7 protein-coding genes are annotated in these 15,274 nt (G+C 61.3%); 1 reads left to right on the forward strand and 6 read right to left on the reverse strand.

Annotation, left to right across the window (positions count from 1 at the left end; genetic code table 11):
* The first annotated feature begins 144 nt into the window (after positions 1-144).
* A complete protein-coding gene (locus PH547_RS02340) occupies positions 145-7,251 on the forward strand; it encodes an apolipoprotein A-IV repeat region-like domain-containing protein (RefSeq protein ID WP_285167321.1) in 7,107 nt (2,368 codons plus the stop codon).
* A gap of 135 nt (positions 7,252-7,386) precedes the next feature.
* On the opposite strand, the gene PH547_RS02345 is transcribed toward PH547_RS02340, so the two are convergent.
* The 6 genes from PH547_RS02345 to PH547_RS02370 all read right to left on the reverse strand — a co-directional run bounded on the left by PH547_RS02345 (position 7,387) and on the right by PH547_RS02370 (position 15,229).
* Complete coding sequence (locus PH547_RS02345) at positions 7,387-7,713, reverse strand: RcnB family protein (RefSeq protein ID WP_285167322.1); 327 nt, start codon at positions 7,711-7,713, stop codon at positions 7,387-7,389.
* A 204-nt stretch (positions 7,714-7,917) separates the two neighbouring features.
* The gene (locus PH547_RS02350) at positions 7,918-9,528 is read right to left on the reverse strand and encodes a glycoside hydrolase family 43 protein (protein WP_285167323.1); all 1,611 of its coding nucleotides are present in this window, start codon (positions 9,526-9,528) and stop codon (positions 7,918-7,920) included.
* A 135-nt stretch (positions 9,529-9,663) separates the two neighbouring features.
* A complete protein-coding gene (mgrA, locus tag PH547_RS02355; RefSeq protein ID WP_283050633.1) occupies positions 9,664-10,695 on the reverse strand; it encodes an L-glyceraldehyde 3-phosphate reductase in 1,032 nt (343 codons plus the stop codon).
* A 69-nt stretch (positions 10,696-10,764) separates the two neighbouring features.
* A complete protein-coding gene (locus PH547_RS02360; protein ID WP_104823262.1) occupies positions 10,765-11,898 on the reverse strand; it encodes a Gfo/Idh/MocA family protein in 1,134 nt (377 codons plus the stop codon).
* A gap of 10 nt (positions 11,899-11,908) precedes the next feature.
* Positions 11,909-12,670 (reverse strand): sugar phosphate isomerase/epimerase family protein, encoded by a 762-nt coding sequence (locus PH547_RS02365; protein WP_104823263.1) that lies wholly within the window; start codon positions 12,668-12,670, stop codon positions 11,909-11,911.
* A gap of 81 nt (positions 12,671-12,751) precedes the next feature.
* Positions 12,752-15,229, reverse strand: coding sequence for a beta-mannosidase (locus PH547_RS02370; RefSeq protein ID WP_104823264.1), 2,478 nt, complete (start codon positions 15,227-15,229; stop codon positions 12,752-12,754).
* Between the last annotated feature and the right edge of the window lie 45 nt (positions 15,230-15,274).

Below are 15,274 nucleotides of genomic sequence, written 5' to 3' on the forward strand. Positions count from 1 at the left end.
CTATGAAATGTAATGGGAAATCCATCTCCGGTCTCAGCCGAAGGCGGGTAACCTAACGGGAGGCAGGTTCGTCTTTTCCGGACGTTGGCGGATTTCCGGAGAAGACACGGCAGGCCCGATCGAGTTGTAACGAGGCGTAACCGTATGGCGAACAAAAAGTACATCGAGTCGATCGAGGACAAGGCCTTTCAGGCTTTGGACGAAGCTTTGCAGATCGATTTCAGTGACGAGAACTTGGAGCCTCGCAGCGGTTCAACGCCTGACACCCCGGAGACAAGAGTGTCTGAGCCATCGAATCCGCCTGCAAGACAGACTCAGGATGATGCGGCACGCAAGGCAGCCGCTGCGCGGAGCGCCGCCGCAGCGGCTCGACCGACCGAAGTGCCGAAGAGCCCGATCTTTGCTCCGGCCAATGACGCCAATCGCGTCAGCCCGGCCAGCATCCTGAAATCCCTCGATGGCGGTTCTCAGAGCCGCGCCGTACGCAACGCGACCATCTTCTCGCTGTTCTGGATCGTCGGCGGCATCGGCCTCGCTTTCCTGCTTTACGGCCCGCAACTCTTGAATATCCGCACGGTCGCCGATCTCGCCGCCCTCCCCGGCGTCATCGCCTGCATCATCGGCATCATCGTTCCCGTCCTTCTGTTCTATGCTTTCGGCATAATGATTTCGCGCGCGCAGGATATGCGCAATGCAGCTCGTTCGATGGCGGAAGTGGCGCTGCGGCTCGCCGAGCCGGAAACCGTCGCTTCCGAGCGCATCATGACGGTCGGTCAGGCCGTGCGCCGCGAAGTCTCGGCCATGAACGAAGGCATCGAGCGGACGATTGCTCGCGCCACCGAACTCGAGACGCTCGTTCATACCGAGGTCAACGCGCTGGAGCGCAGCTACGCCGACAACGAACTGCGCGTGCGCGGCCTCGTGCATGAGCTCGGCTCCGAACGCGATGCCATCGTCAACCACGCCGAACGCATCCGCTCGTCGATCGTCGGCGTGCACGACCAGATCAAGGAAGATCTGTCGCTGGCGACCGAAGAAATTGCCGTGCGGCTGTCGACCTCGGGCGAAGCTTTCGCCTCCATGATCGATACGCGCGCTGCGACGCTGATGGAGAAAACGGATACCGCCGTAGAGGCGCTCGGCACCCTCCTCGCCGCCAAGACCGATAGCCTGCTGCAAAATCTCAATGCATCCGGCTTTGCGTTGAGCCAGGAATTCGACACGCGTCTTGAATCGCTGTCCTCGACGCTGGCGGAACGCGGCAAGGAGCTGTTGGGGCAGTTCGAAACCCGCGCCTCCACGCTCGATGCCAACACCGAGAAGCTGAATAACGCACTCAATGATCGCGCCCGTCAGTTGAACGAGACGCTGGTCGCCCGCACGCGTGAAATCAGCGAGAGCTTGACCGGTAGCGAACGCTCGATCACCGGCACGCTCGATGATGTACTCTCCAAGCTCAACACCGCCCTCGATGAAAAGGGCGCGAGCTTCCGCCAGAGCCTGCAGTCGACCGCAGACGACACCATTATGGACATCGACCTGCGCTCCGGCTTCTTCGAGGAGCGTATGCAGTCGACCGTGGCGCAGATTTCGACCGCCTTTGACGAGCGCGTCTCGGAATTCACCTCCGCTTTCGACAAGCGCGCCGGCTCGCTGGACAGCAAGCTGTCGGAAAGCCTGACACGGATCAATGAAACGCTGAGCGGCGGCTCGGATGCCATCGACGGCATCCTGAATTCCAGCATCGAGCGCCTCGGCTCTTCGCTGACCGACCAGTCCTTTGCTCTGGCGACGACGCTTGCCACCAGCCAGGAAGTGCTGGAAAGCGCGATCGGCTCTAAGGCCGGCGAGATCGCCTCCGCTCTCGAAGGGGCAACAAACGGGATCACCTCGGCCCTGACCTCGGGCACCAGCGAACTGAACTCCGCCCTCGCCTCGCATGCCGGCAGCTTCACGTCCGCGGTCCAGGGCGTGACGCGCGATGTCTCCGCCGCCCTGCAAAGTGGCACCGAGGAACTGACATCAGCTTTTGCCGGCCGCTCCGGCGAACTTACGGACACGCTTGCGGCACATTCCGGCGAATTCAGCAAGGCGCTGCAGACGGCGACCTCGGACATCTCCTCCGCCTTGAACAAGGGCACGAGCGAGCTGACCAATACCTTCCTTGGCCGCGCCAGCGAGATTAACAATACGCTGTCGGCCCGCACCGGCGAAATCACGCAGGCACTCGGCTCCGCGCATGAGCGCATCGACGCCGTCATGGCCGAGCGCAGCAGCGCCTTGTTCGGCGCGCTCTCCGACAACCAATCGCGCTTCGAACAGACGCTGGCCGATCGCTCCGAGGGTATCATCAACGCCGTCACCGGCAGCCACGAGCATCTGACCGCGGCTCTCGACGAGCGCACCTCGATGCTGGCCATTTCGCTTGCCGAAAACCAGCTTCGCCTTGAAAACACGCTCGCCAGCCGCGCCGATACGATTGCCAGCACGGTTGCCGAAACCCACAGCAAGCTGGCCGACACTCTGGACGACAAGGTCATGGCGCTCGCCATCGCGCTGTCGGACGGACAGTCGCGCATCGAGGACACTTTGAGCGACCGGGCCGAGAGCCTGACCAGCGCGCTGGCGGAGACCCACAACAAGCTCACCGACACGCTCGACGACAAGACGATGGCGCTGGCCATTGCTCTCTCCGACAGCCAAGCGCGCCTGGAAGACACATTGTCCGGTCGCGTCGAGGGCTTCACCGGTGCGATTGCCGATACGCACAACGCGCTGGCAAGTACCTTGGATGACAAGACGAGAGCGCTGGCCGCCGCACTCAGCAACAGCCAGTCCCGCATCGAAGAAACGCTTTCCGGCCGCGTCGAAGGCCTGACAAGCGCGATTGCCGATACCCATAGCAAACTTGCTGACACGCTCGACGACAAGACGATGGCACTTGCCGTTGCGCTCTCCGAGAGCCAGTCTCGCATAGAAGAGACACTCTCCGGTCGCGTCGAAGGTCTGACCAGCGCCATTGCTGATACCCATAGCAAACTCGCCGACACGCTCGACGACAAGACGATGGCACTTGCCGTTGCGCTCTCCGAGAGCCAGTCTCGCCTGGAGGATACCCTGTCTGGCCACGCCGAAGGCGTCGCCGATACGTTGGAGGGCAAGACCAAGGCTCTCACGGCAGCATTGACGAGCGGCCAGGCGCGCCTCGAGGAAACGCTTTCCAACCGAGCTGAAGCGATCGCCAACGCTTTCACGGGCAGCCACACCGCCCTTGCCGATACGCTGGACGAAAAGGCGATGGCCTTGGCCATTTCGCTGTCCGATACGCAATCGCGCCTCGAAGATTCGCTTTCCAACCGACTGGACGCGCTCTCCGAGACGGTCGCCGGCACGCACGACAAGATCGTCAACAGCCTCGACGACAAGACGCTGGCGCTTGCCATCGCCCTGTCGGACAATCAGGCTCGCATCGAGGAAACGCTGGCAAACAGCGCCGAGGCGATCGCCCACTCCGTTACCAGTGGCCATGCGGCGCTAACCGATGCGCTCGATGACAAGAGCATGGCATTCGCCATCACGCTCGCCGAAAATCAGAGCCGTTTCGAAAGTGCCCTGGAAGCACGCGCCGATGCTCTTCTCGACAGCGTATCCGGTGCGGAATCCCGCGTCGCCGGCGCGTTTGGCGACAAAGCCGATGCAATCCGTGCCGCCTATACCGAAAACCAGGATCGTCTCGATCGCTCGCTCAGCGCCCATACCGAAGCGCTCTCAGGCCTGCTCGGCAGCAGCAGCAACCGCATCGAAAACGTCGTTGGCGGCTCGGCCGAGCGCATCGAAAATGCGCTCAACACCACCACGCGCCAGCTCGAAAATACGCTGGGTGTCGGCCTGTCGCAGATGGATGAAAACCTTGCCTCCGCCTATGAGCGGATGCGCAACACCTTGGAAGATCGCAGCAACGCCATCAGCCTGACGCTCCGCGATGCCCATGCCCAGCTCGACAACACGTTGACCGAACAGGCGACCGCGATCGGCACCTCGATCGCCACCAGCGCCAGCATGCTGGAAATGTCGCTCGAAGATCGCGAAGTTTCGCTGCGCCAGACCATCGACGCCAGCGCGCGAGCGCTCGAAGAGCGGCTGCATGGCGGCGCCGGCGATATTGCCGGTCGCATTCAGCAGGCAGCCGGCGATATCACGCGCTCGGCAGAGACCTTCTCGACCAACCTCAACCAGTCGATCGACGGCATGACCAGCCGCTTCGCCGAAACCGGTTCGCGGGTCGAAGCCAGCCTGTCCGCCCTCGAAAACCGCATTCATGATGGCGTCGGCGGCGTTGCCGCCCAGGTCGATGCCGCCGGCAACCGACTGTCCGACACGCTTTCGAGCGGTATCTCTCAGATCGACCGCAGCGGCGACGACGCTGCAGCCCGCATTGCAGCCGCGCTCGACAACCGTCTGGCAACCATGGCAGAGGCGATCGACAGCCGCACCGCCAATCTGAGCCAGGCGCTCGAAAGCGGCAGCGCCCACATCGAAGAGCGCCTGTCGACCATGGACCGCGCCCTGAATGTCGGCCTCGAAGCCGTCAACCGCACCATCGAAGGCAAGGCCACCAACCTCGCCACGACGCTACGCACTGCCGTTGCCGATGCCGCTCAGGGCATGGACAGCGAGGCGACCCGCACGGCAGACCTACTCGCCCGCACCGGCCAGCAATTCGCCGACGATCTCGGCAATCGCAGCGATGCCTTTACTCGCTCCATGAACGAGCGTTCCGAAGAGATCGTGACGCGCGTCTCGGAAACACATAACCGTCTGGCGAGCCAGGCGGCTGCAGTCGCTCAGACTTTCTCGGAGGCTGGCAACGCGATCGTCAACAAGGTCGCCGAGGCCGAGGGTCTCGTCGGCAATCAGGTCAACGCCATCTCGCAGGCCCTGTCCTCCGCAGAGCAGTCGCTGGAGGCCCGTGGTGCTGCCATCCGCAACACGCTCGCCGGCGGCAGCGAACAGATCGCCTCCACCATGGCGCAGGTCGAGCGCACGCTCGACGAACGCAGCAACGCAATCCGCACCAGCCTGGAAGATCGCGCTCGCGAGATCAACGCGACGCTTGCCGATGTCGACAAGGCTCTTGAGGCCCGTGGCACCTCGATCCGCTCTTCGCTTGACGAGCGCACGCGTGAGCTGAACTCCATGCTTGCCGGTCGCTCTAGCGAGCTGTCACGCCTGATCGAAGAGAAGGCCCGCCCGATCGTCGACCGCTACGCGGCCACCGGCCAGGAAGCGGCAGCGCTGATCTCGGCCGCAGCTCAGGAAAGCAGCGATCGCCTGCGCGCGGAAAACGCCGCTTTGATCAACGCGATCGCATCGCGTACCAACGATACGCTGGCGGCGATCTCGGCCCGCACCGAACATGCCGCCAGCGCAGTCAGCGCGTTGGAGAACAATCTGCTTGCCAGCGTCAACGGCATCATCGAGCGACTGGCGGAAAACAACTCTGCAATCGCTGGCATGCTGAGCGGCGCTGCCGAGGAATTCGCCACCATCGACAACCGCCTCAACGCGACGTCAGCCCGGTTTGCCGACTCCGCATCGAAGGCAGGCGAGATGGTTTCCGCCTCGACGCGGCTTCTCGAAGGCAAGGTCGACAAGCTCTCGGATATTTCCGGCAAGACATTGTCGCAGGTCGGCGGCATCATCGGCCGCTTCGACGAACATTCCAAGGTCCTGTCCCAGGCCTCCCAGCTTCTGGGTGCCGCGCAATCGAACCTCGTCTCGACGCTGGAAGAGCGCGAAACAGCGCTGCAGAACCTATCCATCGGCCTGGTTCAGCGCTCGGAGGAAATCGAGAACACCATGCGCGCCCTCGGCAGCATGGTGGAAAGCGCCTTCGACCGCGCCGAACAGCGCTCCAACCAGGTCACCGGCAATCTGCGCCAGGGCGTTCAATCCTCCTTCGCCGATATCGGCCGCGTGCTCTCCGATGCGGAATCCCGCGCTGAACAGGCGGCAGAAAGCATGCGCAGTGCGCTGCAGAAGGCAGGCGAAGAGGCCAACCAGACGATCGACGGTACCTTCGCCAATGCCGAGCGTCGCTCGGGCGAGCTGACGAACCGTCTGCGCGGCGGTCTCTCCGCTTCGATCGCCGACATCGAGAATATGCTGACGGAAGCTAGCAAGACGTCCGATGGCGCAGCCCAGCAATTGCGCGAGACGCTGCGCGTCGCCGTTGACGATGCCGTCGGCCGCTTCTCGGGCGCAACCGACGAGATCCGCCGCTCGGCAGGCGATATCCGCAGGGAACTCGACCTGACCCGCAGCGAACTGAAGCGCGGTGCCTTCGATCTGCCGGAAGAGGCCAAGGAAAGCGCGGCCGCCATGCGCCGCGCCGTCGCCGAACAGATCAAGGCTCTGCAGGACATTTCGCAGATCGTCGGTCGCTCGACACAGCAGTTGGAAATCTCCGAACCTTCCGCCCGTGCGCTGGCTGATGCGCAACCGGCTCCGCGTCCCCGTCCGGCAGCGCCCGCTCCGGCTGCGGCCGCCCCCGCTCCGGCTCCTCGGCCTCAGCAGCCTGCACCGCAGCCACCCGTTCAGCAGGTGGCACAGCAGCCAGCGCCGCAACAGCCGGTCCTTCAGCCACAGCAGTCGGTGTCTCAGCCTCAGCAGCCGCCGATCGAGGCTTTGGGCCTTCGAGGCACCCTCGCCGAGCGTCCGGTTGCTCCGCAGCCGCGTCCGGCCGAAACCCCGGCTCCTGCCCGCCAGGAAACGGCTGCAGGTGGTGGCTGGATCAGCGATCTCCTGCGCGGCGCATCGCGCGACGACCTTGCCGACCTGCCGCCGGCTCGCCAGACCGCACCACGCCCGCAGACGGAAGCAGCGCCGGTCGCGCGCAATCCGCGGCATGTGGTCGAATCGCTGAACTCGCTTTCGGTCGATATCGCCCGCGCTATCGACCACGATGCTTCGGTTGATCTGTGGCGCCGTTATCAGCGCGGCGAGCGGGATGTCTTCACCCGCCGCCTCTATACGCTGAAGGGCCAGCAGACGTTTGACGAGATCAAGCGCAAGTACGACCGCGAGCCGGAATTCCGCACCGCTGTCGATCGCTATATCGCCGATTTCGAAAAGCTGCTTGCGGACGTCGCCCGCACCGACCGCGACCGCAGCGTGACGCAATCCTACCTGACCTCGGATACCGGCAAGGTCTACACCATGCTGGCCCACGCGGCGGGACGCTTGAGCTGATAACTTAGATACTGCGCAAACAGAAATCCCCAGTCATCGTGCCGGGGATTTTTGATTCAAGCCGGAATACAGGAAGATCGGTCACAAAAGGCGGCCCATCGGACCGCCTTTCTCATTGCCGATATAGGGCTGAACTCAGTGAACGACTTGCACTTTGGAGATCAAGCCGCTGGTGATACCGACGAGCAGGAAGCTGTTGTGGATGCGGACCCAATGATAGCCGCGCGGCGGAGCCGACAGGTGATGACGACGATAGTCGACGCGGGTAGCCCGGCTACGATCGGCGGTAGATAGCCGGCGACCGGTAACCCAGCCGCCCTTGCGCACGACAATCTTCTTCTTCTCGACATTTTTCTCGACGACAGCCTGCTTGTTCGCCGGCGCTGCATTGGCTTCAGGCGTCATCGCTAGCGGAGTCGCCAAAACCGAAGCGGTGAGCAGGACCGAGAAGAACTTTTTCATCGAAGTGTTTCCTCAATTTATATCTGCGGACAAATTACCCCAAAAGCAATGAAACGAAACTGAAGATAGTGTTACAATTTCGTAATAGAAATATATGTTTGCGAGCATTTGTTAATCGAGTGAGTGCTTAAAGTTGGCAACTCAAAAAATTTCGCACGCCTTGCAAAGCATGGCGGGCGAATGATCGATCAAAAGTCGAAACAATCAGAGCTCGTCGTAATTGAACCAGTCGAAATCGGCCGTCTTTGTCCGACCCGACGTATCGAACGCGAACATGCCGGCAAAGGCGCCCGTGAAGGAGCCATGTTCCCCGCGCCCGCCCTCGTCCGAAATGACGCCAGCGTCGAGAACCGGGCCGATAGCTAGCCATGCTCCCATGCCCTCGGCCTGCCAGAAGAACTGCAGGCTGTTGTCGCGGATCTCCATGGCGAGCTGGATGCGTCCATTCGGAACGGAGATGCCGCCTCCGATCGGGAAGCTTAGCCGGCCATTCGGATAATCGCCGGCGCAGGTCATGATGGTGACTGAGCGGCCGAGTTTCTCATGCAAAGTGACGGCAATCGCATGCAGTTTGAACCTGTTATAGTAATGAGTCAGGCCGGCGACCTGCTGATAGGTGTCGGGCTGGAACTCGACGACCGTTTCGGCGCGAAAGCTGTGGTGCTCCTGCCGGCGGGCGACGAGCGCCTGTTCGAACCATGAGCCTATGCTTTCCCGAGCAAACAGACGCAGATGCCCGGGCCGTTCCGTCAGGCTGAAGATGCGTTCCGGCTGCGGCGTGCGCAACCACTGGAAATCCATCGGCAACTTGTCTCCATCGAAATTGTAGCCGCTGCGGCGTGGCTTCTCGATCGGCAGGGCGTTGCGCAGGCCCTGTACTTCGACATCGGGAACAACCGTGCCGTTTTCGAGATAGAGCCAGCCGTCCTCTCTCCAGACGCATTTCTGCAGGCTGGTCTCGCGGCCGAGCGTACAGCGGCGATGCGGCGACAACGGCCGGCCGGAGAGATGCGTGTGATAAAACTGTCCGTCCGGTGTCTCGACATATTGGCCATGCCCTGCCCGCTGCAACGCTGCTTCCGGATGATCCTTCGAGGTGATGAGATGCTTGTTCGGATGCAGCTCATAAGGTCCATCGATGTTGCGCGAGCGCGCCATGGTGACGGCATGGTCGTAGCCCGTTCCACCTTCGGCCGTCGTCAGATAGTACCAACCGTTCCGCTTGAAGAGATGCGGCCCCTCGACCAAGCCAAGCTCGGTGCCTGCAAAGATGTTTTTGATCGGCCCCTTCAACGATTTCGTAGCCGGATCCCACTCCTGCAGCAGGATACCATCGAAGGCGGGCGTCTTCGGCGAGCCGCCGTAGCTTTCGGTGCGATGGTTCCATTGCATGTTGACGAACCATTTGCGGCCGTCATCGTCATGGAAGAGTGAGGGATCGAAACCCGAGGAATTGACATAGGAGGGCTCGGACCATTCGCCTTCGATCGTCGACGACGTCACGATGTAGTTATGCGCATCCTTGAAATTGCCGTCGTAGCGTTTGACATCGGTATAGACCAGCCAGAACAGGCCATCGGCATAGGAGAGGCATGGCGCCCAGATGCCGCAGCTATCCGGCTCGCCGCGCATGTCGAGCTGCGAGGCCCGCTCCAGCGGTCGGCGTACCAGCGTCCAGTTCACGAGGTCTCGTGAATGGTGTATCTGCACACCCGGATACCATTCGAAGGTCGACGTGGCGATGTAATAGTCCTCGCCGACGCGGCAGATGGATGGATCGGGGTTGAAGCCCGGCAAAATCGGGTTGCGGATCATGGGACCATCTCCTTCAGAGAACTCGTCAATATGCGCCGTTCGTACGGCAATGGAAACGCCACCGGCAACGATGCACCGGTCACGACGAGGACCAAGCAAAACGCCCGGAACCTGGTTCCGGGCGTCTTTGAATGTTTATTCGCGCTCGGCCGACTTGGCCCAGAGATTGATGTCAGCCTCGCGGGCGTAGACATCGATCTCCTTCAGCTCCTCCGGGGTAAACTCGAGATTGTCGAGCGCCTTGACGCAATCGACGATCTGCGACGAGCGGCTGGCGCCGATCAGCGCGGAGGTTACTCGGCCGCCGCGCAACACCCATGCGATCGCCATTTGCGCCAGCGTCTGGCCGCGCTTCTCAGCGATCCCATTGAGCTTGCGAATATTATCGGTGATCGACGGACGGATGAAGTCGCGTTTCAGGAAATGGTTCTGGGCGGCGCGGCTGTCCTCGGGAATGCCGCTCAGATATTTCGTCGTCAACATGCCCTGGGCGAGCGGCGAGAAGACGATCGAGCCGATGCCGAGCTCTTCCAATGTGTCAATGAGACCGTCATCCTCGACCCAGCGGTTGAGCATGGAATAGCTCGGCTGGTGGATCAGGCAAGGCGTGCCGAGATCCTTCAAAATGGCGGCGGCTTCGCGGGTGCGCTGCGAATTGTAGGAGGAGATACCGACATAAAGCGCCCTGCCCGAGCGGACAATATGGTCGAGCGCGCCGCAGGTCTCTTCCAGCGGCGTGTCCGGATCGAAGCGGTGCGAATAGAAGATATCGACATAGTCGAGGCCCATGCGCTTCAGGCTCTGGTCGCAGGACGCGATCAGATATTTGCGGCTGCCCCATTCGCCATAGGGACCCGGCCACATATCATAGCCTGCCTTGGAAGAGATGATCAGCTCGTCGCGCAGACCGGCGAATTCGGTGCGCAGGATCTCGCCGAAAGCGGTCTCGGCGCTGCCGGGAGGCGGGCCGTAATTGTTGGCGAGGTCGAAATGGGTGATGCCGAGATCGAAGGCAGTGCGGCACATATCGACCTTGCGGTCGTGCGGGGTATCACCGCCGAAATTATGCCAAAGCCCCAGCGAAACCGCCGGCAGCTTCAGACCGGAGCGGCCGGTTCTGTTGTATTTCATGTTCGCATAGCGATCGGATGCCGGTTGCCAAGCCATGGTTCCAATTCCTCTGAGATGAAAAGCGCGCGGACTCCTCGCCCGCGCGCAAACTAGCTTTTCGCGCGCTTACTTCAAGAGCGCCTGCGCCTCTTCGATGCCGAGAGCAGCCGGCTGCGTGCAGGTCGTGGTCAGATCGACGAAGCGGTTCTCCGCACCCGATTTCAGGATCGAGGTCATGACATCGACGCCGTGCAGTGTACGGTCGAGCGAGCAGCGAGCATCGCGGCCATCGATCAGCGACGCCGCCAAGTCGGCGAGACCAGCCGTGCGATAGTTGGCACGCGCGCCGTTCGGGCTCTCCTGATTGACAATGCCGAAAGGATGGGCCCATTCGCCGAGCGGCTCGATGTCCTTGCTGCGACCGCTGGCCTCGACCGTGCCGCCAAAGAAGTTCGGATCGGGCACGTAGAGGGAACCTTCGGTGCCGTAGAGCTCCATGTTGGCATGGCGATGCGACCAGACATCCCAGCTTGCCGTTAATGTCACCGTTGCGCCGCTGACGAATTCCAAGAGCGCCTGGATCGTCGTCGGCGTCTTCACGGGGATGACCTCGCCACTGCGCGGCTCGCTCGTGATGGTACGGGTTTCCGACGCCATCGACGTCATGGCGCCGACGCGCTTGACCGGGCCGATCAGGTTGATGAGATTGGCGATGTAGTACGGTCCGAGATCGAGGATCGGGCCGCCACCCGGCAGGAAGAAGAAGTCCGGGTTCGGATGCCACATTTCCATGCCTGGGCTCATGACGTAGCACGCGCCTGAGGTGATACGTCCGATGCCACCGTCGTCTACGAACTTACGGGCGAGCTGATGGGCGCCGCCGAGGAAGGTGTCGGGAGCGCAGCCGACGGCAAGCCCCTTCTCCTTGGCGATGCGGCGCAATTCTTCGCCCTGCTCCAGCGTCAGCACCAGAGGCTTTTCGGAATAGACGTGCTTTCCGGCCTCCAGAATGCGCTTGGAAACCGCGAAGTGCGCGTCCGGGATCGTCAGATTGACGATGACGTCGAGCTCATCATTGGCGAGCAACTCGTCGATGGTCTGCGCTTTGACCTTGTATTCCTCGGCGCGCAAGCGTGCCGCGTCCATGTTGATATCAGCGCAGGCGAGCACTTTCAGGCCCTTGAAGAGCGGAGAAAGCTTGAAATAGGTGGTTGAAATATTGCCGCATCCGATGATGCCGACGCCAAGTTCCTTAGTCATGTGGGATGCCTCAGTAGGTCTTGAAGGATGCGATGGAACGGGTGATCAAGCGATCGATATCGCTCGGATTGTCGTGCTCGAGCACATAATGCTTTGCCTTGGTGCCAGCGAGCGCCTTGATCAGCTTCGGCCACGGAACCGTCCCATGACCGAGATCGGCCCAGCCGTCTTCATCCTTGTTTTCGCCGAGCGCAGCGATGTCCTTGACATGCACGGAGGAAATGCGCGAACCGAGCTTTTCGATCCAGGCAAAAGGATCGGCACCGCCACGGATCACCCAGGCGATGTCGGCTTCCCAGGATATCTCCGGAGCGCCCTCGAAGATCTGCTCGATCGGCAACGAACCGTCGGCCTGCTTGACGAATTCGAAGTCGTGATTGTGCCACCCGAACTCGAAGCCGGCATCCTTGTAGGGCTTGCTCATCTCATGCAGGCGTTTGCCGAAAGCCAGCCAGCCGGCGGCATCCTTCGGGCGCTGATCGGCGCCGATATGCGGCGCATAGATCGAATCCATACCGAGAATTTTGGCGATGGTCAGCGACTTCTGCACTTCGCCATCGAGGAAATCCGGGCTGAAATGGCCGCTCGTCATGCTAAGGCCATTTTGGTCGAGCTCAGCACGCAGGCTCTTCAAACCAGCTTCGTCCAGATCGGAATAGATGCCGCCAAAACCTTCGACTTCCGCATACCCGGCCTTGCCGAGCTTTACGAGGATATCCGAATAAGGCTGAAAATTGCGGGCGCTATAAAGCTGGAATCCAAGTTTCGTCATCGATATTTCCTCCAATGGCCTCGCGGCCTGTTGTTTTGGGCCTCAGGCCCGTAAATCGCCGCCGAAAGGCGGCCGGATATCTCAGTCTACCGATTGGCTGGCCAACGATTGACTGGAGTGCAAGTCGTAGAAGCGGAAATCGGGAACGCTGCCGGCAATCGGCTTTGTCGGCGTGAAGACGATGCGGCGGCTCTCGCCGGCGGCGAGATCGAACGCATTGTCGGAGTAGCGCCCTTCCGTCTCGCTTTCGATCATCACGAACAGGGCCAATCCCTTCGCCGTCACGGTGAGTTCCAACGTGCCGTTCTCCTCGATCTCCTCCCGCAGCACCGTCAAACCCGCAGGCCGTAGCTCCAGAGCCTTATAGGTGCCGTGAACATAGTGCCCCTCGCCGCCCATTCCGTTCGATGCGGTGAAATGCCACGCCAACAGGCAATCGGCCGGCACCTGGGACGCATCGATCGACAGCGCCGTGACGGCTGCATCCGGTGTGCAGACCGCATGCGCGGTCGTCAGCGGGACTCGCTCGCCATCGAGCTTGAGCAATGACACCGCGATGTCGGCGGTGACGTCCGCATTGGTGTCGTTGACGAGCGAGAAACGAATGGTCCTGTTGTCTTCGGACGGAATGGCGGCGACAGAAACCGGCTGGAAGAAACGACGCACCAGATAATGCATCACCTTCCAGCGCCCGCCGTAATCGAGGCTCGACCAGGAAGCCACCGGCCAGGTGTCGTTGAGCTGCCAGTAGATGGTGCCCATGCAATGCGGCTTGAGCGACCGCCAATATTCGACCGCGGTCTTGATGGCGAGGCCTTGCTGCACCTGGCTCAGATAGACGAAGTTGGGAAAATCCTTCGGAAAGCGGAAATAGCGGAACATCGTGCCGGCGATGCGCTCGTTGCCGCCGGCATTCTTCTGGTGCAGCTCCATGACCGGCGATGCGATATTCATATCCTTGGCGTCGGCATAGGTCTTGATGACAGGCAGCGAGGTATAAGACTGGAAGCCGAATTCCGAGCAGAAGCGCGGACGCACGGAACGGTAATTGTCGAAGGACTTGTTCTCGTGCCAGACCGACCAGTAGTGCATGTCGCCGGAGCCGTCGGCATGCCAGGCATCGCCGAAATTGAGATAGCCGGAGGCCGGGCTCGACGGCCACCAGATCGCATCCGGCGCGGCTTTCTTAGTGGCCTGTTCGATCGTCCGGTTGAGGCGGTCGTAGGAGACGAGATAGCGGTCGCGGTCTTTGCGGGATTCCTCGAACCAGGTAAGCGCCCCCACCAGCTCGTTGTCGCCGCACCAGAGCACGATCGACGGGTGCGTCGCCAGACGCTTGACCTGATAGCCGACCTCAGCCTCGACATTCCCGAGGAAATCGGCGGTCGAAGGATAGAGATTGCAGGCGAACATGAAGTCCTGCCAGATCATCAGCCCCAGGCGGTCGCAGATATCGTAGAACCAGTCATGCTCGTAAAAACCGCCGCCCCAGATGCGGATGATGTTCATGTTCGCTGCCGCGGCCGATTGCAGCAAGTCCTCGGTCAAGGCCGGGCTCGAACGTGAAAACAGCGCATCCGCCGGGATCCAGTTGGCGCCGCGGGCGAATATCCCGCGCCCGTTGACCTTGAGTGCGAAACGGCTGCCCGCCTCGTCCTTGTCGGTGATCAACTCGACGGTGCGCAGGCCGATTTGCCGCGTCACAGTCTCGGAATTGGTCTCGACAGAGAGAGTATAGAGGGTCTGTTCGCCGCTGCCGGCCGGCCACCAGAGCTTCGGCCTGTCGATATGGAAGACATGCGTCACCGAGGTCTCGCCCGCATTGACGCCGACATCAAGCCGCAGACGCTCGTCGTCGAGCGAGAAATAAAGCTGAGCAACGCCAATACCCTTCGCAAACAGCGCTACAGTGACGATGAGATCGACCGAGCCGTCGCCATTGTGCTCCTGCCGGGTGACCATATTCTCGATGCGGGCGATCTCGAGCTTCTTCAGCGCGATCGTGCCGTAGAGGCCGAGCGGTGCCACCGCGATGTTCCAGTCCCAGCCGAAATGGCATTGCGGCTTGCGCAGCATATTGCCATTGGGGATCGGCGAATTGGCGGTGCTGTAGGGAATGTAGAATGGTTGCCTTGCCTGCAGTTCGGCACCCGCCTTGATGCTGGAATGCAACACGATGCGGATGGTATTCTCGCCTGCCTTCAGGGCTTTCGAGACATCCGGCCGATAGCGCTGGAAGCAATTATTGCCTTCGAGAACGAGGGTGTCGTTGACATAAACGCTCGCCACCGTGTCGAGATAGTCGATGTCGAGATACCAGTCGCCGTCTGCGTCATCGAGCGTAAAGCGGCGCTCAATTTGCCAATCCTGCTTCGCGACCCACTGCACCACTTCTTCGTTTCGGCCGAAATAAGGATCCGGAATAACGTCTGCGGCATGAAGAGCGGTGTGGACATCGCCCGGCACAGGCATGGAAAGAGAATGATCGCTGTCCGGCGAGGTAAGCCGCCACTGACCAGCCAGATCGATAATAACAGTGCCATTGAATGAAGACGACATCGGACCTCCGGAACCCGCTGCAGATGGAGGCGACAGTGCCGCCTC

The organism is Rhizobium cerradonense, from assembly GCF_030182455.1.
Lineage (GTDB): Bacteria > Pseudomonadota > Alphaproteobacteria > Rhizobiales > Rhizobiaceae > Rhizobium.

What these genes read in the sequence shown, in the direction of transcription:
- PH547_RS02350 (WP_285167323.1), bottom strand. Translation starts at nt 9,528, where the DNA reads ATGATCCGCAACCCGATTTTGCCGGGCTTCAACCCCGATCCATCCATC.
- mgrA (WP_283050633.1), bottom strand. Translation starts at nt 10,695, where the DNA reads ATGGCTTGGCAACCGGCATCCGATCGCTATGCGAACATGAAATACAAC.
- PH547_RS02365 (WP_104823263.1), bottom strand. Translation starts at nt 12,670, where the DNA reads ATGACGAAACTTGGATTCCAGCTTTATAGCGCCCGCAATTTTCAGCCT.
- PH547_RS02360 (WP_104823262.1), bottom strand. Translation starts at nt 11,898, where the DNA reads ATGACTAAGGAACTTGGCGTCGGCATCATCGGATGCGGCAATATTTCA.
- PH547_RS02370 (WP_104823264.1), bottom strand. Translation starts at nt 15,229, where the DNA reads ATGTCGTCTTCATTCAATGGCACTGTTATTATCGATCTGGCTGGTCAG.
- PH547_RS02345 (WP_285167322.1), bottom strand. Translation starts at nt 7,713, where the DNA reads ATGAAAAAGTTCTTCTCGGTCCTGCTCACCGCTTCGGTTTTGGCGACT.
- PH547_RS02340 (WP_285167321.1), top strand. Translation starts at nt 145, where the DNA reads ATGGCGAACAAAAAGTACATCGAGTCGATCGAGGACAAGGCCTTTCAG.